Annotated in this window: 19 protein-coding genes and 1 pseudogene; 2 read left to right on the top strand and 18 right to left on the bottom strand. The window is 34.7% G+C overall.

Features of this window, described 5'->3' with window-relative positions; genetic code table 11:
• On the top strand, positions 1 to 284 hold a 284-nt coding region (locus ABEB23_RS17520), incomplete at its 5' end, for a permuted SH3 domain-containing protein (protein ID WP_498371353.1).
• A 370-nt stretch (positions 285 to 654) separates the two neighbouring features.
• Here ABEB23_RS17520 and ABEB23_RS17525 read toward each other — a convergent pair.
• From ABEB23_RS17525 to ABEB23_RS17590, 14 genes and pseudogenes are all read right to left on the bottom strand, one after another.
• Entirely contained in the window at positions 655 to 1,383 is a 729-nt protein-coding gene (locus ABEB23_RS17525) for a superoxide dismutase (protein WP_348814007.1), read from the bottom strand.
• The gene (locus ABEB23_RS17530; protein WP_348814008.1) at positions 1,380 to 2,546 is read right to left on the bottom strand and encodes a chromate transporter; all 1,167 of its coding nucleotides are present in this window, start codon (positions 2,544 to 2,546) and stop codon (positions 1,380 to 1,382) included. The genes ABEB23_RS17525 and ABEB23_RS17530 overlap by 4 nt, the downstream gene beginning before the upstream one ends.
• Before the next feature lie 14 nt (positions 2,547 to 2,560).
• Positions 2,561 to 3,061, bottom strand: coding sequence for a hypothetical protein (locus ABEB23_RS17535; RefSeq protein ID WP_348814010.1), 501 nt, complete (start codon positions 3,059 to 3,061; stop codon positions 2,561 to 2,563).
• A 64-nt stretch (positions 3,062 to 3,125) separates the two neighbouring features.
• Positions 3,126 to 3,998: a chromate resistance protein ChrB domain-containing protein gene (locus ABEB23_RS17540; RefSeq protein WP_348814011.1), complete on the bottom strand. Its 873-nt coding sequence runs from the start codon at positions 3,996 to 3,998 to the stop codon at positions 3,126 to 3,128.
• Between the two features lie 203 nt (positions 3,999 to 4,201).
• Entirely contained in the window at positions 4,202 to 5,380 is a 1,179-nt protein-coding gene (locus tag ABEB23_RS17545; RefSeq protein WP_348814012.1) for a TolC family protein, read from the bottom strand.
• A complete protein-coding gene (locus tag ABEB23_RS17550; protein ID WP_348814013.1) occupies positions 5,370 to 8,465 on the bottom strand; it encodes an efflux RND transporter permease subunit in 3,096 nt (1,031 codons plus the stop codon). The genes ABEB23_RS17545 and ABEB23_RS17550 overlap by 11 nt, the downstream gene beginning before the upstream one ends.
• Positions 8,466 to 8,475: 10 nt before the next feature.
• On the bottom strand, positions 8,476 to 9,972 hold the full coding sequence (locus ABEB23_RS17555) for an efflux RND transporter periplasmic adaptor subunit (RefSeq protein WP_348814015.1): 1,497 nt from the start codon (positions 9,970 to 9,972) through the stop codon (positions 8,476 to 8,478).
• Positions 9,973 to 10,029: 57 nt separating this feature from the next.
• Complete coding sequence (locus ABEB23_RS17560; protein WP_348814016.1) at positions 10,030 to 10,275, bottom strand: hypothetical protein; 246 nt, start codon at positions 10,273 to 10,275, stop codon at positions 10,030 to 10,032.
• 88 nt (positions 10,276 to 10,363) lie between these two features.
• Positions 10,364 to 10,762: a hypothetical protein gene (locus ABEB23_RS17565; RefSeq protein ID WP_348814017.1), complete on the bottom strand. Its 399-nt coding sequence runs from the start codon at positions 10,760 to 10,762 to the stop codon at positions 10,364 to 10,366.
• 583 nt (positions 10,763 to 11,345) lie between these two features.
• Positions 11,346 to 11,453, bottom strand: a pseudogene (locus ABEB23_RS17570) (cadmium transporter); the annotation flags it as partial.
• Between the two features lie 95 nt (positions 11,454 to 11,548).
• Positions 11,549 to 13,207, bottom strand: a complete 1,659-nt coding sequence (gene merA, locus ABEB23_RS17575) for a mercury(II) reductase (RefSeq protein ID WP_348814018.1) — start codon at positions 13,205 to 13,207, stop codon at positions 11,549 to 11,551.
• 42 nt (positions 13,208 to 13,249) lie between these two features.
• On the bottom strand, positions 13,250 to 13,921 hold the full coding sequence (gene merTP, locus ABEB23_RS17580) for a mercuric transport protein MerTP (protein ID WP_348814019.1): 672 nt from the start codon (positions 13,919 to 13,921) through the stop codon (positions 13,250 to 13,252).
• Positions 13,918 to 14,298, bottom strand: a complete 381-nt coding sequence (locus ABEB23_RS17585) for an ArsR/SmtB family transcription factor (RefSeq protein ID WP_348814020.1) — start codon at positions 14,296 to 14,298, stop codon at positions 13,918 to 13,920. Before ABEB23_RS17585 ends, merTP begins: the two co-directional genes overlap by 4 nt.
• Before the next feature lie 868 nt (positions 14,299 to 15,166).
• Complete coding sequence (locus ABEB23_RS17590; RefSeq protein ID WP_348814021.1) at positions 15,167 to 15,373, bottom strand: hypothetical protein; 207 nt, start codon at positions 15,371 to 15,373, stop codon at positions 15,167 to 15,169.
• A 266-nt stretch (positions 15,374 to 15,639) separates the two neighbouring features.
• On the opposite strand from ABEB23_RS17590, the gene ABEB23_RS17595 reads away from it, so the two are divergent.
• On the top strand, positions 15,640 to 16,788 hold the full coding sequence (locus ABEB23_RS17595) for a Gfo/Idh/MocA family protein (protein ID WP_348814022.1): 1,149 nt from the start codon (positions 15,640 to 15,642) through the stop codon (positions 16,786 to 16,788).
• A 272-nt stretch (positions 16,789 to 17,060) separates the two neighbouring features.
• Here ABEB23_RS17595 and ABEB23_RS17600 read toward each other — a convergent pair whose 3' ends face one another.
• From ABEB23_RS17600 to ABEB23_RS17615, 4 genes are all read right to left on the bottom strand, one after another.
• A complete protein-coding gene (locus tag ABEB23_RS17600; RefSeq protein ID WP_348814023.1) occupies positions 17,061 to 18,323 on the bottom strand; it encodes a YeiH family protein in 1,263 nt (420 codons plus the stop codon).
• Positions 18,324 to 18,389: 66 nt separating this feature from the next.
• Positions 18,390 to 20,051, bottom strand: coding sequence for an arylsulfatase (locus ABEB23_RS17605; protein ID WP_348814024.1), 1,662 nt, complete (start codon positions 20,049 to 20,051; stop codon positions 18,390 to 18,392).
• 89 nt (positions 20,052 to 20,140) lie between these two features.
• Entirely contained in the window at positions 20,141 to 21,220 is a 1,080-nt protein-coding gene (locus ABEB23_RS17610) for a formylglycine-generating enzyme family protein (protein WP_348814025.1), read from the bottom strand.
• Positions 21,221 to 21,385: 165 nt separating this feature from the next.
• Positions 21,386 to 21,952 carry a thioredoxin domain-containing protein gene (locus tag ABEB23_RS17615; RefSeq protein ID WP_348814046.1) on the bottom strand — a complete coding sequence of 189 codons (567 nt, stop codon included), beginning with the start codon at positions 21,950 to 21,952 and terminating at the stop codon, positions 21,386 to 21,388.
• Positions 21,953 to 21,956: the final 4 nt, after the last annotated feature.

Genomic DNA, 21,956 nt, shown 5'->3' on the forward strand with positions numbered 1-21,956 from the left:
GTATGCAGGCAATCGCAAAATTATCCCAACCTAATGTGAAAGGATTATTTATTCCAACCGATGCTGTTATCAGAGAAGAACATGCCACTTATATATGGATTGAAAAAAGACAAGGTGTATTTGAAAACCAAATGGTTGAAACAGGAATTGAAGTCGATAACATGGTCGAAATTAAATCGGAACTAGATGCAACTAAAAAAGTGGTCATCACTGGGGCCTATGCCATAAATAGCGAATACAAACTTCGCAAAGGAACAAATCCTATGGAAGGACACAATATGTAATATTTTAGAGATTTAATGACACCATCCCTTATCTTCGTTTAGTCAAAAGGAAATCAACTGTGTTATGGGTATACTAAGTTAGCGTGGTTTTTAAAAGAATAAAGTTGGATTTAGGTTAGGATTGGGCCCTCTTAGTACGAAATACGAACCTATTATTTGAGGATTTGAAACTTTTGTGTGAAATATAAATTTTACAATTCGTTTAAAAATCACTTTGTTGTAACTAAAAAAAACGAAAATTTTTCAGTTGTTTCTCTCAGCGTTGCTAATAGTTTTAGGAAGTATATACCCTTGATAAATCCTTCAATCTCCTTATTCAAATTTAATTACAAAACTTAATATTACTACTTTATGAGTATTAGTTGTAATTTTATCTAGTTAATTTCAACGCATCGTTAAGCCTCAGTGCCACGTTATCCCAATTGATTATATTAAAAAAAGCATCGACAAAATCAGTACGTTTGTTTTTGTATTTTAAATAATAAGCGTGTTCCCAAACATCAATAACTAATATTGGAATTGCACCCCATTGCGTTAACTTTTCGTGGTTTTCACATTGTAGAACTACGAGACTGTCACTATAAGGCTGATAAGCTAATATTCCCCAACCATTGCCATCTACATTTTTAGCAGTTGCTGCAATTAAAACTTTCAATCTGTCAAAACTGCCAAAGCTTTTCTCAATTCGCTTTAATAAATCCCCTTGCGGCAAGTTATTTTTATTGGTAAGATTGGTCCAAAATATAGAATGCAAAATGTGAGATGAAAAATGATAGGATAGTTTTTTTGTCCAAAAATCAACGGTCTCCAAATTGTTTTCATCCAGTGCTTTTTTTATCATTTGCAAATCTTTGTTCGCCCCTTTTACTGCTCCCCCATGATGAAAAGTATAGTGGAGGTGTAAAGTTTCGGCATCCATGTAGGGTTCCAAAAAACTTTCGTTATATGGTAATGCCTGTTGAATATAATTGCCATTAGCATCAACCAATTTATCAATAGAATTGTCGGCTAAATTTTCAGCAAACGCATTGTTAGTAGGAAGCACCAATGCTGCCGCACCAAATAAAGTACTCGATTTTAAAAAATCTTTTCTGTTCATACTAGTAATTTTATAATAATCCCTACAACTGCTGCAATAACAATGATATAAGGTTCTTGAATTTTCTTGATATAAAGTAAAGCAAAAATTGTTGCAATAGCTATTAGTGTTGTTGGAATATCTAAAATGCTTCTGGATGCTATTACACCTACTGCTCCCACCAATGCCCCAACAACTGCTGCTGTAATACCATCTACAAAAGCTTTGATAGATTGATTTTGTGCAATTTTCTTAAAGGATGGAGCTAAAGCAATGGTAAATAAATAACACGGTAAAAATGTAGCTAGAGCCGCAACCAATGCCCCCGGAAAACCAGCAACTAAATAACCAATAAAACCAACTGTAATAACAACTGGACCAGGTGTAATCATTGCAACGGCAACGGCATCAAGAAACTGATGTTCTGTTAACCAATGATTTTCTATCACTACTCCTGAATGCAAAAATGGAACAATTGCCAATCCGCTGCCAAATACAAATGCGCCAGCCTCTGCAAAAAAGATAGCTATTTTCATAAGAGTAGAATTGTCATAGCTCCAAAAACCAATTTGTAATAGAGCAACAGAATTGGCAGTTTTATTATTAAACCATTTTGGCGGTGATTTGACAAACATATATAAAAGCCCAGCCAATACAAATAATAAGACTTGCTCCTTCTGCGTAACCAATGTTATAACTACCGTAACTATAAAAAACACCCATAATAACCAATTTGTTTTAAAAGAGGTTAAATTGAATTTACCAATAGATTTTATCGTCAGCTTATAAGAACTCATTACTATAATTCCAATAACGGCGGCGCCAACGCCATAAAAAACAGCTTGTATCCAAGACAATCCTCCATATAATTTATAAACGATTCCCAATAGCACCACCATTATAAAAGAAGGCAGGACAAAGGCAAATCCTATCAACGTTGCCCCTAAAAAACTGTAATGCACAAATCCAAGATAAATTGCTAATTGTGCTGCTAATGGGCCGGGTGCTAATTGCGCCAAAGCTAAACCTTCCTTATATTCTTCTTCTGAAATCCATTTTCGATTTTCGACTAGATCTTTATGCATATAACCAACCAAAGCTACTGGGCCTCCAAAACCAATTGTTCCTAATTTAAGAAAATAAAAAGTGAGTTCTTTTAAAGTGTATATTGTGTTCTTTTCCATAATTAAAAATGTTTTTAAAAAGCGAGACCAAGTTGGATTCCTGATGTAAATGTAGCTGGATGATCATTACCAAATCGAACCGGGAATGGAAGAGAAACATAAAAACTGCTGTTGGTATTTTTTATTACCGTTTTGGTTATGACCGGAGTTACTCCAAATCTGCCGCTAGTCTCAAAGGCAGCTCTGCCTGCAAAAGTGAAGCCATGGCCTAAAGCAACTAATACCCCAGGATGAAACAATACACTGTTTACTTTGCTGATTCCATCCTCAGTTTTTATACTAGGGGCGATTTCAAATGAAAATCCAATTTTAGAACTTTTCCAGATATTGATTCCTGTTGGAAAATTAACGGAATAATAATCTCTGAAGTTTACAGCAGTTTCCTCACTGCTTACAGTTACTATTGGATGCATCACAGAAAAATATCCTGTTATTTTTGGATAAGTGGTCTGAGAAAAAACAGAGGTACTAAATACCAGTAAAACTAAAAGAATAGCATGTCTAATTTGTATCATAACGTTATTTATTTATTTGTTATAACGGTAAAATTAATCATACTAAATAGGTAGAAATAGTACACTATTTACTTTTTGTATCTGGATTACTTTTTGCTATGTTTTTTTTACGATAGGAAGAAGGGTTTTTTCCTGTACTTTGCTTAAATATTCTTGTAAAATGACTTTGATCTGAAAATCCAGTCATATAAGCTATCTCCGTAAGGGGGTAAGTTGAATTTTGAATAAGATTAATTGCTTTTTCAATTCGCAATTTTCGAACGTAATCCCCAAAATTAAGGTCATCAAAATACTTCGAAAACTCTCTTGACAGATAAGAAGGATTAAGTTCTAAGTCATTAGAAATTTTCTTTAGATCAAAAGCAAATTGAGCGTCTATTTGATCCTGCATAATTGCTTTTAAATCTTTGACCCAAGCTGGTGTTTTCTTGTTAGTTGTTTTCTTTTCTTTTAAAAATTTATGATACACTTCATGCAGCAGATTTTCAAAAGGGCTATTCTGCAAATGATTTTGTTTGTATAAATGTGTTGCCCAACTGTATAATGCATCATAAAGAACCATCCCGGTTTCCAGTAGTTCATAATCATCCGTAATATTATAGGAAAGTCCGGCTGAAATCGCCCAAAGTCCTGCGGATTCTTTTGCTATATCGTGTCTGTCGGTGTCTGCCCCGCGCACAATATCCGCTATAATTAAAATAGCTGGATCATTAATTCCATATTTTTTTACAATATAGTCAAAAGTACTTTGCTCGTTGTAATGTGTAAATTCAACATTCGGGATATCAAACGGAATTGCATCCAGTTCTTTTGCTCTATCCAAAACTTCACTGAACGAGACATAAATAAATTCAGCATCTTTGTCCACAAACGTTTTTATCAGCCAAGGACTGGCTATTCTATCAATTTTAGGTCTTTCTCGTGTTATCCATTTCATTTGTCACTATAATTTAAAAACTATCCATTAAATCTATTTTTAATGGATAGTTTAACTGAATTAATAATCTGCATTTCTATATTTGTAAATCTAATAAAAGCCTAACAATGGAATTTATCTTAATCTTTCTAGTCGTATTTCTATTATTCTATGTTCCTAAATATTTTAAAAAACGTAAATAATAGATACTCTATTTCTTCATGCTACAATTGATGCTTCAGCAAAGTTGCAACAACTTCATAAAATTCTTTTTCTGTTTCCAAATAGGAATTAAAAGTAGTGTTATAATAATTAAGTTCTACAAAATATTCCAAAACCGAAATTTGTCCTACTGATAATGCTTTATTCAAAAGTTTAATTGGCTCAACGGAATTGTTTATTTTTTCGTAATCACTCAAAATACTTCTCAAACTTTCGTAACGACTATAAAGCTGTTTTATTTCATAATAATGTTCATTAACATGGTCTGTCAAAGTGCTTTCAACAAAAGTCATTTTCGCTTTTTGAAGTTTTACAGTGTTCTTACTTTCCCAAAGGGGCAAAGAAATTCCAGTATGAACACCGTTGTAAGTTTGTCCCAAAATACCTTGATAATGATACCCAACTTCCATTTTAGGTAAGGCTAATGCCTTGCTTACATCAATTTGTTTTTGAGTAATTACCTTCTCTTGCTCTAACGTTTTTCTAATGTAATCTTGTGCTTCAATTTCCTTTTCCAGTGTTTCAAAATTTGGAATAACAGGAACATCAAAATAAACATCATCAGTAAAATTTATAACCTTTCCACCGTTTAAACTGGTAAGTTCTTCGTTGAGTTTAGCAATAGCAGAAGCATTATTTTGAAACTGCTTTTTGATTTCAAGCAATTGAATTGCAGCTTTGTTTACATCTAAAATAGTGCCGTCACCGGTTTCCAGTTTCTTTTTAAAATGCGCCAACCATCTTTCTGCAGCTTCTTTTCTTTTAGCCAAAGGAACATGAAATTTGTTTCGGTAAACCAATTCGATGCAAATCTTTTTAGCTTCCAAAAGCAACTCTTGATTAGCTACTTTTAATTGTAAATCGGCTTGAATATCCAATTGGTTAGCTAAGGCATTTTTCTTTCCATACACTGTAGGGAAATCAAAAGATTGGGTTACCATAATATCCGTTTGATTACCTGCATTGACAGGACTTCCTTTCAAATAATCATATTCAACTGTTGGATTATATAATGAGTTTCCTGTTTTATATTGCACCTTTTGCGCATTCCAATATTGCGTATTCGCTTGTATAGTTTTGTTGTTTTTAGCAATCTCTATCAAAGCATTATCAATAGTAGATTGAGCATAACCCAAACTAAATGAAATCATTACTACAAATAGGATTATGTTATTTTTCATTTCTTTCATTTTTTCGATTAGACAAATAATACACTACTGGAACAATAAAAATGTTCAATAATGTAGAAGTCAACAGACCTCCTAAAATAACTTTCGCCATCGGACTTTGAATTTCATTACCAGGTAAATCACTGGCTATTGCCAACGGAATTAAAGCCAATCCTGCGGTTAGTGCTGTCATTAAAATAGGACTTAATCGGTCTTTTGAGCCTTGTATGACGGTTTCGTAAAGCGATAATCCTTCTTTTTCTAAAGTTTCATAATGAGAAACTAATAAGATTCCGTTTCGAGTAGCAACACCAAACAGCGTAATAAAACCAATAATTGCAGGAATGCTTAAAATACCACTGGTAAAATAAATACTAAATACACCACCAATCAAAGCCAATGGTAAGTTCAGTAAAATAATTGAAGCCGTTTTTACTTTTTTAAATTCCTGATACAGAATTAGGAATATAACCAATAACGATATAAGCGAAGTTAAAACCAAAGTTTTTGATGCTTCGGCTTCGGCTTCAAATTGTCCACCATACTCAATATAATATTCTTCGGGGAGCTTTACTTTTTCGTTAATGATTTTTTGAATATCAGCCACCACACTTTTTTGGTCACGACCCGATACATTGGCAGAAACAACTGTTTTACGCTGCACATTTTCCCTGTTGATAGTATTGGGTCCCGATGTGCTTACAATATCTGCCACATAATACAATGGTATTTTTTTTCCATCATACGTATCAATCATCGCATTTTTAATATTCTCAATTTTCCCTTTGTTGGCATCATCAAAACGAAGCATTAAATCAAACGTTTTATTGCCTTCATAAATTTCAGATACTTTTTCTCCTGCAAAAGCCACATCTACAAACTCATTAAATTGTCCAATGCTAATTCCGTATTGGTTTAAAATCTCTCGTTTGGCTTTAATCTGAATTTGTGGAATCTCTACTTGTTGCTCCACACTCAAATCTACTAATCCTTCAACATTCTGAATTTTAACTTTAATTTCATTAGAAAGTGTAAACAGCTTATTCAAATCATTACCAAAAATCTTGATAGCAATATTGGCTCTAGTACCTGAAAGCATATGGTCTATACGATGCCCAATCGGTTGCCCAATAGTAATATTTGCTCCAGTAACTCCTGCTAGTTTTTCACGAACATCAGCCATAAATTCTTCACGGCTTCGTTCTTCTAAAGTAAATGGAGCATCGATTTCGGCAGCGTTTACACCTTGTGCATGTTCATCGAGTTCGGCTCTTCCAGTTCTTCGGGTTGTAATTTTTATTTCAGGAACGGACAGTAATACTTTTTCAACCTGTGTGCCAATTTTGTTACTTTCCTCTAATGATATTCCTGGTAAACTAACCGCACTAATTACTAATGAGCCTTCATTAAATTCGGGTAAAAAACTTCTTCCCAATTGGCTCATTACCAGTAAGGAAATCAGAAATAAGCCACCTGCAATAATCAATATTGCTTTTTTCATTTCCATTGCCTTATTCAAAGCATTGCTATAAATCCTTTGTAAATGCTCGACTAACCAACTTTCCTTATGTTGTTTTAAAAGCATTTTATCATTAGTCAACAAGTAACTTGCTAAAACTGGTGTTAGTGTAATAGAAACGATTAACGAAGCAAAGAGAGCAACGATGAAAGCAATTCCAAGCGGGGCTAATAATTTACCTTCCATTCCGGATAAAAAGAACAACGGCAAAAAAGCGACAATAATAATAAAGGTTGCATTGATTACGGAACTTCTGATTTCAAACGAACCATCAAAAATTACGGTTAGTTTGTCCTTCCTTTCCGCTTCGGGTTTTAGTGCATTTTCTTTGAGTCGTTTAAAAACGTTTTCCACATCAATAATTGCATCATCAACCAAATCGCCTATAGCAATTGCCATACCTCCTAAACTCATTGTATTGATAGTAAATCCAAGCCATTTTAAAGTTAAGATTGCAACGATTAATGAAATAGGAATAGCCAACAGTGATATAAATGTAGCTCTCCAATTCATCAAAAATAAAAACAGAATTATAATTACAAAAGCAGTTCCTTCTAATAAAGTTTTTTGAATATTACTGATGGAAGCATTTATAAAATCTGCTTGACGGAAAATTTTAGTATTAATATGAACGTCTTTTGGCAAGTTCTTTTGAATATCGGCAATCGAAGCATCAATAGTTTCGGTTAGTTCCAACGTATTTGTCGAAGGTTGCTTCATTACCGTCATAATTACCGCAGGTTCACCTTTTAAAGAGCCGTCACCAATTTTTAAAGATGCTCCAATTTTTATTTCAGCAACATCTTCTATTTTGATGGGATTTCCGTTCTGCATTTTAATTACAGATTTGCCTAAAGCTTCAATTTCGTTGGTTCTGCCAATACCTTTAACAATATATTCGTTACTGTATTCATTCATAAAGCCACCTGACGAGTTACCATTCGCTTCTTCACTTGCTTTTAGTAATTCGGTCAAAGAAATATTGTAATAATTCATCTTTTGAGGCGAAGCCAAAATTTGATACTGCTTATATTCTCCACCGATGACAACAACTTGCGATACACCGCCTGTGGCTAATAATCTTGGTCGTATAGTCCAATCGGCAATGGTTCGTAAATCAATTTGAGAGGTTTTATCAGCCGTAACACTAACCAACATTATTTCTCCCATAATAGAAGATTGTGGTCCCATTGTAGGATTTCCAACTCCTTGTGGCAATTTTTCAGCAACAGCGGTTATCTTTTCATTTACAATTTGTCTTGCTTTGTAGATATCGGTATTCCATTCAAATTCAACCCACACAATAGAAATTCCAGCAGAGGAAGAAGAACGAACACGTCTAACATTGGTTGCACCATTTACAGAAGTTTCGATAGGAAATGTAACTAATTTTTCTACTTCTTCAGGAGCCATACCGTGAGCTTCAGTAAGTACAACAACCGTTGGAGCAGTCAAATCAGGAAATACATCTACTTCCATTTTGGAAGCAACAACACTACCAAAAATCAGCAGTAAAACCGATGCTATCACTACAAAAAATCGATTGTGCAGTGAAAATTTAATTATTTTGTTTAGCATAAGTTATGAATTAATGTTCGTGTCCGTGAGCAGGCAATGCACCCGAAGCACTTGATAATTTGATTTGATAACCCCCTTTTGTAACTACTCTTTCATTTTCAGCTATCCCCGATAATATTTGTACACTCATGCCATCACTTGCACCTAATTTAATCTCTCTCTTTTGGAAACTTTCTCCGCCTGTTTGAACATACACATAAAAAATGCCTTGCTCTTCAATTAGAGATGAAACAGGAACTACCAGCGCCTCTGCAATAGTAGAAGATTTAAGATAAATCTCAATTATTGAACCCGAAACCAATTGACCTTCGTTATTGATTTCAAAAGTTACAGGAATAAATGGAGCAGCTGCTGATGCACTTTTACCATAAGAAACAATTCTACCATTTAACGCAATCGTATTATAAACAACATCATTTTGAGGTGTTTTAAAATTAGCCGATGTAATACTTGATAATTGACTAAAGTAGTTTTGAGAAACATTGGCTTGCACCAATAATCTTTTATTTTTTGAAATAGTTGCTAATGGTGTTCCTGATGGTACAAATTGTCCTTCAGTTACCAATACATTTTTTATAAATCCCGACATCGGAGAAAGCACATTTTGACCTTTAGAACTATAATTTTTTGAAACCGTATTATAGGCAGTTTGTGCATTTTCAAATTGCAATTTTACTTGTTGATGCTCTCTTTCTGAAACAATTTTATCAGCAACAAGCGATTTAGAACGATCATAATCTGCTTTAGCTTTTAAGTAATTCGCTTTGGTATCTTTCACAGAAACATCGATATTACTTTCAGTCATATCAGCTCCAGTAATGGTAAAAAGTGAGCTTCCTGAATTTACAGCAGAACCCACAATAGTATTTTTACCAGAAAAAACAACGACACCGCTAGCTTTTGCGGTTACAATCATTTCGTCACCAGGAGCAGAAAGGATTTGACCACTTGTTTTAATCACATCATTGAAAGTTTGTTTTTTAACGGCTTGATTAGCAAATTCCACTTTCCAAGCTTGCTCTTTTAAATAAGAGATATCACCACTTTCAGTGTGTTCAGGTTGTTTGGCTAGAGCTGTTTTTTCATCAGGATAAACTACAACATTTTCAATTGTTATTTTATCTGTAAAGTCTTTGGTTACAATGTCAAAAACTAAAGTTCCAGTTCCAGCAGTTTTAGGATTTAATACCAAACGGAATATTCCCGGGGAACTCGGAGTATCAATAGAATTCTTTATTCCATTTTCTCCAACAATCAAGCTAACAGTTATTTTAGCATCAGTCAAAGCTTTAAAATTTTCGCCCAAAACTGTGAAGTGAGCTGCGAATTTAGATTTTGAACCTACAACTAAAGGTTTAAATTCAACAAATAGTTCTGTGTTTTCTGTATAAAGTGTGTAAGCCAATGGTTCTAATGATGAATTTTCTTTAGCTTCTTCTTTGTTGTTGCAACTTGTAAATCCAATACAGAATAAACATAGTAGCAGTATTTTGTGTGTTATTTTCATATAAGTAAATTATTAGAATGATACCCATAATTTTTAAATCACAGGCATCAAAATAAATTAATGGTCGTGTTTCTCTCTATTATCGTGTTGGTGGTCGTGTGCTTCTTTTGTAGCAGTACAATCCTTTCCAACGGTAAATTCTTCTTGGGCAACAGAATCGGTTTCGTGATTTGCATGTTCTTCACCATCTGCGTGTTGATGAGTTACATCTGTATGATCGTGCCCGTGTTCTTCGGTTTTTTTACCATTGCAAGCCGTAAATAACATACCTGCGATTACCATTGAAAACAATAATTTTTTCATTGATTTTGTTTTAGAAATTAATATATATGAAAATAACTTACAGCCCAGAAAAGGCAATAAGTGTCCTGTAATTCAAATAATGAATAGTTTAGCTAAAAAGTGTGGGCGGACCACGAAACTGTAAGGAATGTAAATGAGGAGAAATAAAAATCAGCGGATCTTGGTTCTGAACGACTTCTTTTTTATTGTAATATCCAATAGAATTTGTAAAAACTGAAGTTGAATGTAGTACAAAAAATTGATTTGGAACTTCTTTAATAATCTTAACAACATCTTCTAATTGACTATTTGAAAAAGTATCTGAAGAGTGGTTAAAATGAGAAAATAATAATGACAATCCACTTTCATCTGAACTCTCTTTATGATGATGATGGTGTTTTCCATCGTGTTGATGTTCTGTTACATGGGTATGCGGAAAAAAGCTATGTCCTAATTGAAGAAAACAAGCTAAAAAAACAAATAATATGGAGATAAATCTCTTAGGCATCTTTACAAAAATAAGTAAAAAAAACAATTATTTAGGAAAGTATTTTAGTTCATGATTTAGGATTAAGCATCACGGGCAATCAAGCGGTCTCTCTTCAGTCGTTCACTTTGTTTTGCTCGGCAGTTCTAGTTGTTGGTAAAAAGCTCCATTCCATATACTATTTGAACCAAAAACAGCAGCTCTTTTATTATTTTCTGCGTGCCCAGTCTTCATAAACGCTCTTCCTCAATAGTGGAGCTGTCTTTTTTTTCTATTGGATAATATAATTGAAAAAAGGTTTTTGATTACATTTTCCAAAAATTGTCAAGTAAAAACCTTGTTAAGCTTTTAAATAGGTTTTAAAACATATCCTTCATTAGGTAAATCACTATAAACTAATACGCTATTATTCCTGAAATTTATGGAACTATCTTTTTTGACTAATTTCCAATACAAAAAATAATTAAAATGGCAACCAGATAATCAACCTTCTAAAACAATAAGCTTGCTATTCCTACCGTGACTATGCGTACAACTTCCTAAAGAAACTGGCGCGAAAAAAAAGTTTGTTTATAATTCATAACCGTGTTTGATTATTGATTTCTTAAAACTTCATTCTTTGAATTCTAACAGCCTTTAAAATCGCTAATAAAGCTACTCCCACATCAGCAAAGACGGCTTCCAACATAGTGGCTAAATCGCCCGATCCAAGATGTCTCTTCCTAAATCTCCTCAGGCAATTTCTGCATCGGAAAGGGCAACTACTGGCATAATATAGAATTGAAAGCCGTGCTTTTATATTAAAATTTAACTAGCACAACAGCTCAATTTGGCAACATCTTTTCCGAAAGTGATGGCTGCTAGTTTTATGCCTTCGCCTAATGTTAAATAAGGATAAAAACTTTCTGCCAATTCTTTTACGGTAATATTGTACTTGATAGCCATACTCAATTGCTGAATGAGTTCGCCACCTTCGGGAGCAACAATTCTTGCACCAATCAATTTATCGGTTTCGGTATTTCGTATTAATTTGATAAATCCTCTTGTGTCACTGGCTGCAATAGCTCTTGGAACGCTATTTAATTCTAATTTACTTACTTCAAAAGGAATGTTTTGGGCTTCTGCCTGTGCTTCGTCCAATCCTGCTCCTGCTACTTGTGGATCGGTAAAAACTACCCAAGGCAAGGAAGAATAATCGGCTTCATTATTGGCTCCTGTAAACGCATTTTCTACGGCAATTTTACCTTCAAAGGCTGCTGTGTAAACAAATGCAGCTGTGCTAGTAACATCTCCCACCGCATAGATGTTTGGTAAATTGGTTTCCATTTTTTCGTTTACCAAAATGTGTCCTGTTTTATCAAGTTTCAAATCAATATTTTGCAATCCTATTTTTTGCGTATTGGGTTTTGTGCCAGATGCCACTACAATTTTTCCTTTTTCGATAATTTGTGTAAAAGAGCCATCAGGACATTTACAATGAATAACGGTTTCATTTTCTTTTTTCTCAAGTTTTATTGCTCTAAAATTCGGCAAGATTTCTATACCTTCATTTTTCATTTGTGTTTCCAAGGCTTCGCTAATATCTGGTGTTTGCGTTCTCAACACACGGTCAGTAAACTCAATGATACGCACTTTTACACCCAATCGATTGTAAGCCATCGCAATTTCTAAACCAATATAACCAGCCCCCATAATGGTGATGCTTTCGGGTTTTTCTTCTAAATCAAAAAGCGAAACGTTGGTAAGAAAACCTACTTCGTTTAGCCCTTCAATAATTGGAATATTGGTAGTTGCTCCTGTGGCAATGATAAATTTTAGAGCCGTATATTTTACTTTACCATCGACCACAATGGTTTTAGTATCTAAAAATTCTGCCCAACCCGTTAGCATTTTCAGGTTATGAAAATCACTTACCACGTCCATATATTTTTTCTTCTGGAGCGTGGCTACCAATTGTTTTTTGTCTTTAATTACTTGAGCAAAATCTATAGCAACACCTTTTGGTTTGATGCCCGAAAAATTGGAATGTGTTGCGTGATAAGCTGTTTCCGCTGCACGAATTAGGGTTTTAGAGGGGACACAACCTACGTTTACACAAGTTCCGCCAAAGTCTAAACCACCGTTTACCATTAAGGTCGATAATCCTAAACTTTCGGCCTTTATAACTGCCGAAAATGCAGCCGAACCACCACCGATGATAATTAAATCGAAGTGGTTTGCGTTTGTATTACAACATTTATTTTCAGCAGTATGAGCTACTTTATAATTTTTTGTGCTGTTAATACTATTGATAATTTCTCCTTTACTGGTTTTAGAAGGGTCGAAAGAACATTCGCAACTGCCGTTTTGATAACTCACTTTTACTTCTGTTACTCCTTCATTTTTGGTAAGCATTTTTTCAATGCCTGTGGCACAATGGTCGCAGGTCATTCCTGCGATATCGAGTTTTATATTTTCTGTCTTCATTTTCTTATTTTAATTAAATGCTTAACAATAGAGTCAAAAAAATTATTTGCACCCATTTGGACCACAAACGTGTCCAGCTTGTCCGTGTGGGGAATTTAATGATGTTGGTACTTCTCCTGATACTTTGTAACCTGTGGTATTAATAGCTTCTATGACAGCCTCTTTGTTCGTTTTACTGTTGTCAAATTTTACAAATGCGATTCCTTCGTTGCTATTAGCAGAAACGGTTACAATTCCCGGTAATTTGTTTACTTCATTTTTAATGTGATCTTCGCAACTGGCACAAGTCATTCCTCTCACATTAAATTTTACTTCTTGTATATTATCAGAAGAAACAACAATTAGCTGTTTGTCCGCTTTTGGATAAAAAACTTGTCCATAGTATGGGAAAGCCATCATTAAAAAAGTAAACACCGTTACAATGCCTAAAAACTTTTTAGTTTGCATAAAAGGCGTTTTATCCTCTTCTTCACAAGCACATTGTATTTCTTCCGTAGTTCGTGGTTTTAGTTTTTGATACCAAGCAAAGCCCAATATCAAAACAGATATTCCAATTAAGTAAGGGCGAAAAGGTTCTAACCATGAGAACGTTGATGCTACGCCAGAAGCTCCAGAAATAAGAGCTAAAACGGGTGTTATGCAACAAAGTGATGCTGCCACTGCTGATAAAATACTTGCTCCAGCAAGTTTTCCTGATTTTGAATTTGTGTTCATACGAGTTCTAAATTTGAATTTTGACTAATAATGTATTTAAAAAAGGGACGAAGTATTTGTAATTGTTCTGATTTTAGAGAATAAAAAATAGTCTGACCAGATCGTCTAGCTTCAATAACATTTCCGTCTTTCATTTTGCGAAGATGTTGTGAAACGGCAGGAATACTCATTCCTAAAATATCGGCAAGGTCGCAAGGACAGAGCTCGTTTTCTTCTTCAAGAAGAAACATTATTTTCAGTCGTACTTCATTGCCTGCCAATGCTAATAAACCACTCAATAGTCCAAAAGCATTACTGTTATTGTTCAATTTGTTTTTGCACTCGTTGATTTGCTTTATATCTGCAAAAACTCTTATACACGTTTGATTATTATCCATTGTTGTAATTATTAAATTAAATATTAAAACAAATGTAGTTAATTATTTTACTATTTAAGCAAATGCTTAAATAGTAAAATAAGTTAGTATTTATATTCTTGCGATAGAGGAAAAAGCAAATATTGAGAATACAATAGACGATGAATTACAAAATTGGTTAAAGTGGGCAAGTGCTAAAGCAGATTGGTATCATGCTCTAGTTATTAAAAGTGATGACTTTTTAGACAAAAAAAAGTACAGCTTGAGATTTTTTACAACTTTTTATTAAGAAAGATTATTTTGAGCTAAAGTAGAATCTCCCTACCCTTTTAATTGTTCGAATTTTAGATGCTAAATTGTTTTTCAAACTACTTTTTGATAAAAACTTGACTTTATTTGCTTTTTTCACAGTCATAATGCGTTTATAATCACGATAAAAACACTGTAAATCAGCTACAAAAAAAGGTTCGAATCCAATTACCTATCATAAAAGGACATATCGAATCAATTGTAGTAAAAACATAACAAATTGATTTACAATAATTTAACAAAATAAGTGATAAGAAAATTCATTGACCACCAAGAATAAAATCAAAAAAAATGTAAAATGAAATAACGAGACAGCAACAAGGTAAGTAACTATAATTCAACTACATATAAATAAATAAATAAAACCGATCAAATATATAAAAATATATTTGATCGGTTTTGTGACCATAATATGATTCGAACCAACGCCGATTTAAAATCAATAATTTCATATCTAACTTAATTTCTTCAAATGAAATCTCGACAGGGTCATTATTTTACTATTGAAAATTTTGAAAAATAAGCTATTCAAATCACAATAATTTCAAATCAAGGATTTTCAATTTAAAAATTTACAATTTTAAAGATCATCATTAACAGAAACTATCTTATAATAATCATCCAAAAACTCGTTAGATTTTTCAAGATTACTCGCTACTAAGAACGACCCATCAACTTTTTTGATGGGTTTTTTATTGTTACTACCCACCTCATCACACATAATCTCCTCCAATAATAAACTATTGATATCCGTATCACTCAAGGCAGTAAAAAGAAATCCGAACATATTGATATTTTCTAGACATATAATAGGTTCTTCGCCAATAAAATAACCTTCTTCTGAAATCTTTTTTTTCAAAATTCAAATACTTTTTTACTTGCAATTAAAAATTTAAGAATTTCTGGCATCATGCTTAAAATATTCTATTTTTAGCCTAAATTATTCTATTAAACTTGCTCATTTGCATGTACTTTTGAGATTATTGAATTTTCTCTAATAAGGAAAAAAATTATGTTTTTATAACCCCAAAAATTTTAAAATATAAAAAAAGAATGAAAAAAAAATCAATCCTAATTTTATTGACCTTAATGACAATTCTCGTATTGACCCTAATGACAATTCTTGGGCAATTCGATAAATTAAAAGTGCAAACCGCTGCAACTCCAGAAAAGCCGCTACGAATAGGCATTGTTCGCTTAACCCACACCCATGTTCACTGGTTATTGGGACGCCCATCTAGCGATGACATCAAAATTGTGGGCATCGTGGAACCCAACAGAAAACTGGCACAAAAGTATGCCAAAGAGCACGGTTACAGTATGGATATAGTTTTTGACACCATGGATGAAATGATAAAAAAAACACAACCCGAAGCCGTTTGCGCTTTTGGTTCTATTTATGAACATCTGGGCGTGGTCGAAAAATGTGCTCCATTGGGTATTCATGTCATGGTCGAAAAACCATTGGCCGTAAGCATGGATCATGCCAAAAAAATGGAGGCTCTAGCCCAAAAACATCAAATACAACTCCTTACCAATTATGAAACTACTTGGTATGCCACCAATAGAAAGGCATGGCAATATTTAAATGATGAAAACAAAGTCGGCGATTTGCGTAAAATAGTCTTCCACACAGGGCATTCAGGCCCGATAGAAATTGGTTGTAATCCTGAATTTACAGATTGGCTGATCGACCCGACTTTGAACGGAGCGGGTGTATTAACCGATTTTGGCTGTTATGGTGCCGATATAACAACCTGGCTTCTGAAAGGAAAAAAACCGGAATCTGTTACCTGTATTACCCAACACATTAAACCTGATCTGTATCCGAAAGTGGAAGACGAATGCACTATTTTACTTACCTATCCTAAAACGCAGGTAATTATTGAAGCCTCATGGAACTGGCCCTTTAACCGAAAAGATATGGAAGTATATGGACAACACGGTTCCTTTATTTGTGAAGACCGAAATAATTTGAATTACCGATGGAAAAACATGGATCAGCCCAATAAAGAAAAAATACCCGAAAATGCAGCACCCTATAACGACCCGTTTTCTTTTTTGGCAGCAGTAGTAACAAAAAAAATAACACCTCCGGCTTTTGATCTATCTTCCCTTGAAACCAATATGATTGTGATGGAAATATTGGAGGCGGCCAAGGAAAGTGCCAAAACCGGTAAAACAGTCATTTTAAAACAATAAACCAACTATTATGTTCTGTATTTATTTTTTAAAGGGTCAAAATAAATTTGACCCTTTAAAAATATCAATAGTTAGGTTGTTGTTGATTTTTTTCTTCAATTATCATGATTTTTTTATTTTCTAAATGTAAAGAAGATAAATAATCGTTGATAGCACTATTTTGGTCTTGTGTTACAGAACAAAGAAAACACTAAGCAACTTGAAATATGTTATGAAAGATCATGAAACTCAAAAAAGGATTTGCCAGATTTAAAACCTGACAAGCTTATCTATCATTTTCCAAACAGCAAAAAGGCAATGATAAGTGTAATAACAATGTTGAATAACTGCGCTATTAAGAAAGCAAACAACGGTTTTTTATTGTTATTATTAAACAAATCTTTAAAGTTGGTTTCTAAACCAATGCTGGTAAAAGCCAAAGCAAACCAAATTCCTTGTAAATTCTTTAATCCGTCTTTAACCGCATCCCGGGTATCAGAAGTCAGAAAAAAAGAAAAGAGCACTGAAGCGGCCATGAATCCTATCACAAACTTCGGAAAGCGTTCCCAGATTACCTTTAATGTTGGCTTAGGAGTCGTCGCATTGGCAGCCGTATTTTGGCTATATGTCCAATAAACCGAAATAGCGAAAGCCGCGATTCCTAGCAATACGTTCTGGGAGAACTTTACAATCGTACTAATTTTCAAAGCGGTTTCCCCCACTAGTGAACCCGAAGCCACAACCGCTCCAGAAGTATCAATGCTACCGCCCAACCAAGCGCCGGTAACTTCTTCAGGAAAGTTGAAGTGTTTGGCAATAATTGGCATAAAAATCATCATTGGAATAGCGGTCACCAATACCATCGAAATCACATAAGAAAGTTTCTTCGAATCTCCTTTGATGGCACCCGAAGTTGCAATTGCCGCCGAAACCCCGCAAATGGAAACCGCACTGGAAATCATCATAGTCAGTTCCTCATCTACTTTTAATTTTTTACACAACCAAAAAGCAAAATACCAAACAGACAAAACCACCACCAGAGCTTGTATTAACCCTAAAGAACCCGCCTTGAGAATATCCGAAAATATAACACCGGTTCCTAACAACACTAATCCAATTTTTACAAAAATTTCAGTTGAAAGAGCGGTACGAAACCTTTCCGGAAGCCTGAAAAAATTACTTATGGACAAGCCAATAATCAAACTAAAAATGACCGCCTCTAAGTTGAGTGCTTTTATCCCGCTGTTTCCCGCAATAATCAAGGCAATAACTGTTAATACATAAACTACCGGAAAACCCAGTAGAAAATTTTTTACAGACTTTCCAACTAAAAAAACACCAATACTCCCAATGGAAATAAGGTATATAAACTGCAATGCGATGATTTGTAAATTCCCGAACTGCAACACATCGTTTACTAAATCTGCTCCATCAGACCATGTAAAAACAGGTACTGACGGAAGAAAAACAAAAAGGGACAGTCCGATTATCAAAAAACCTAAGACTACGACTGTCCAATCTTCATGAATGGTAAATGGTTTTGTTTGTTGTGACATTTTAATTTAGTTATTGTTTTAAGTAACAAACTACAGATTTATTGAAGTAGGAATCGTTAAGCTACATTAATTTTTACTTACAGCTCCTGGAATTGTTTCATTACCGGGGCTAATTTTACTGAACTCAACAACTCCTGTTTTCTCAGCCCAAACAGCATAAGCACTGGAAAGTTTGTTAACAATACCCACATTACTATCTGCTATATCTTGAGTTTCTCCTCTATCTTTTTCTAAATCATACAACTCCCATTTATACTTGGGATAAGTAGAAACCAACTTCCATTTTCCATCCCTGACAGCTCTATTACCAGCTCTTTCCCAAAAAATAGGCGCTCCTCTATTTACTTCTGAATCCCCATCAAACAGGACCGGCAAAAGACTTTTCCCTGCCAAAGGATTGGTAGAAACCCCATTGTATTCTTTTGGATATTCAATACCCGCCAACTCATAAAAAGTAGGAGCCAAATCAATAATATGTCCTGTCCCTTTATCGATCCTACCCCCTTTTATTTTAGAAGGGTACCAAGCGATGAAAGGAGAACTGAATCCGCCTTCATGCATATCATTTTTATATTGGCGAAAAGGGGTATTGGATAATGAAGCCCAATTTTGCTCCTGATAGTCGAATGACCCTGAAGTCCCTACCGGTCCGTCATTTTTCACCAAACCTCTTTTAAGCGGATTATAAGTATTGAAACCACCTTGCGCTCCGTTGTCTGAAATGAATATGATGAGTGTATTTTTATCTTTCCTCAAGTCTTTCAGTTTCTTTAAAACCTTCCCTACATTTTGATCCATGTTATCGACCATGGCAGCATAGACTTCCATTTTGGCTTTCCAGAATTGTCTCTCGTCATAGGTCAATTTATTCCATTCCGGCACTTCTGAATCTCTAGCGGCAATAGTCTGGCCCGGCAAAATAATTCCATTTTCCTTTAATTTTTGAATTCTGTTTTCTCTCAACACATCCCAACCTTTATCAAACTTACCTCTGTATTTTGCAATGTCTTCTGGCTTGGCCTGCAACGGCCAATGGGGAGCTGTAAAAGCGAGATACAAAAAGAAAGGTTTATTCTCTTTATTTTGCTCCTCCAAAAATTCAATCGCATTTTTTCCTATTTCATCCGTAAAATAATACGAATTGTCCGCAGGATATTGTTTTTCATTATTTTTTAAAAGAATCACCGGATATCCTTTCCCAAAAGGCAAAGGTTTCACATCAAAATAATTGGAAGCCCCTTTTAAGATTCCGTAAAATTTATCAAATCCTCTTTGATTTGGCCATTGAGCAGGATCTTCGAAACCTACATGCCATTTTCCCGCCAACAAAGTACTGTAACCCCCACTTCTGAAAACTTCTCCCAAAGTCAATGACTCTTTATTGAGAAAACCTTGATACGCAGGCAAACCCAAATTCACATCAAAATAACCGACACCTGCTTTATGCTGGTACTGGCCTGTTAGCAGAGAAGCTCTGGTCGGTGCGCAAATTGAATTATTATAAAACTCTCTCAAAAGAAGTCCTTCTTTGGCCAATCGGTCCAAATTAGGCGTACTGATTTCCGACCCATAACTTCCCAAATCGGAATAACCCATATCATCTACCATAATCAAAACAATATTGGGTTTTGAAGCCGAAATGGACTCGGCATTATTTGTTTTATTTTGGGCTTGAACTAAAACAGCTGCTGAAAGCAGCAGGTTTAGCGTAATAAATGCTTTTTTCATTTTTTTATTTATGCTTTAAAATCATATTTATACTGACTAAAATTCCGAAGATTTATTTTTTTTATTCTTGACAACCTTATCCTGTTCGATTACTTATCCTTTACACATCGAAATCCCAAATGATTACAAGCGCTGGTCGTTTCTCCTTTGCCACGGCTTCCTGCAACATATCGAATGCAATATTGATCACTACATAAAAAAGATCCCCCACGCTGCACATGTTTTTCAACTCCTGGCTCTTCAGGATCATTAGCGGTAGAAGGCCCTTTCGGATCAGCAATAAGACTATTTTTATAATAATCATCACGGTATAAATCGCTACACCATTCCCACACATTTCCTTCCAAATCATATATCCCAAACGGGTTTTTCGGAAAAGACTTCACAGGAGCGGCTCCTATATAACCATCTTCGGCTGTGTTGTTGTTTGGAAAACTCCCTTGAAAAATATTAGCCGCCCATTTTCCGTTTGGTTTGAGATCAGTTCCCCAATAATATTTAGTATGAGATCTTCCTGCCCTGGCAGCAAACTCCCATTCGGCCTCCGTAGGAAGTCTTTTGCCTACCCATTGTGCATATGCCTGTGCATCTAGATAACTGATTTGAACCACGGGATAATTTTCGAGTCCAACAATACTGCTTTCCGGTCCAGTCGGATGTTGCCAGTTTGCTCCTGGAACGTATTTCCACCATTGCTGAATATTATCTAATGAAACTTGATCCGTTGGTGGTGAAAACACAGCGGAACCCGGTACTAACTTATCGAGCGGAACACCTGGATAATCATCTGGATTCAGTGGTCTTTCTGCAATTGTCACATATTTTGTCGCCTGAACAAAGGCTGTAAATTGCGCATTCGTTACTTCGTGCTCATCAATCCAATATCCTTTGACACTCACTTTATGAATAGGTTTTGCATCTGGATAATCATTGGTCCCCATATTGAAATCTCCTGCTGCAACCCAAACCATTCCATTGGTTGAAGTGGCAACAGCAGTCTCCACGGAGCTATTTCCAATGGATTGCAACAACAGTGCTTTTTTGGAAGTATTTGCCTTACACATAGCTTCACAACTAGTCGTGGTAACCGCTACAGTGTTACTTTCCTGCCCAAAAACAGAACTTAAACCCGACAAAGCGATCCCTACAATTAAACTATATATTTTCATATGTTTTTTATTGGTTACATGTAATCGCTTATCCTCATCACCAATTGTAATTTCGAATCAATACGATTTCATTTCCCTATTATTCATCATCCGACTTCCCGATAGCGCTATACTATTTTAGTATCTATAATCACTATCGGGAATAACTGATGACTGTTTTACTTATTATTTTTGAGCCAAAGCCACATCAACATCATTCTTCAAATCCCCTAAACCTTCATTTTTGAAAACAACTTTGCCTTTTCGATATAAAATCAAGGTAGGAAAAACCTTTACTGTTTTTAAATCGGCTATCAGCTGTGGATTTTCTTCTAAATCAATTTCTACAATTTTTAAATTCTCGCCGTATTGAGCTCTGATGGTTTCCAAAACAGGTTTTACTTTTTTGCAAGCACCACAGTATCGAGAACCAATATCAACCAAAACCGTGTTATTATGAGAAATGATTTTTTTATACTCTGCTACTGATAATTTGCTTTTCGAATTGGAATAAAAAGGTTTTCCAGCTCCAATCCAATTAGCAATTCCTCCTTCTAAATTATACACCTCTGAGAAACCATTGCTCAATAATTCTTTTACTAATGCACCGCTTCTCCCTGCGCCTATCGAATAAACAAAAACAGGTTTCGATTTATCCAATGCCGCCACATATCTGGCATAATTTTCCGTTTGCAGATTAAAATTAACCGCACCATCAATATGATTTAACCGAAACTTCCGGTCCTCGGGCATCAAT

The organism is Flavobacterium maritimum (genome assembly GCF_040049085.1).
GTDB lineage: Bacteria > Bacteroidota > Bacteroidia > Flavobacteriales > Flavobacteriaceae > Flavobacterium > Flavobacterium maritimum.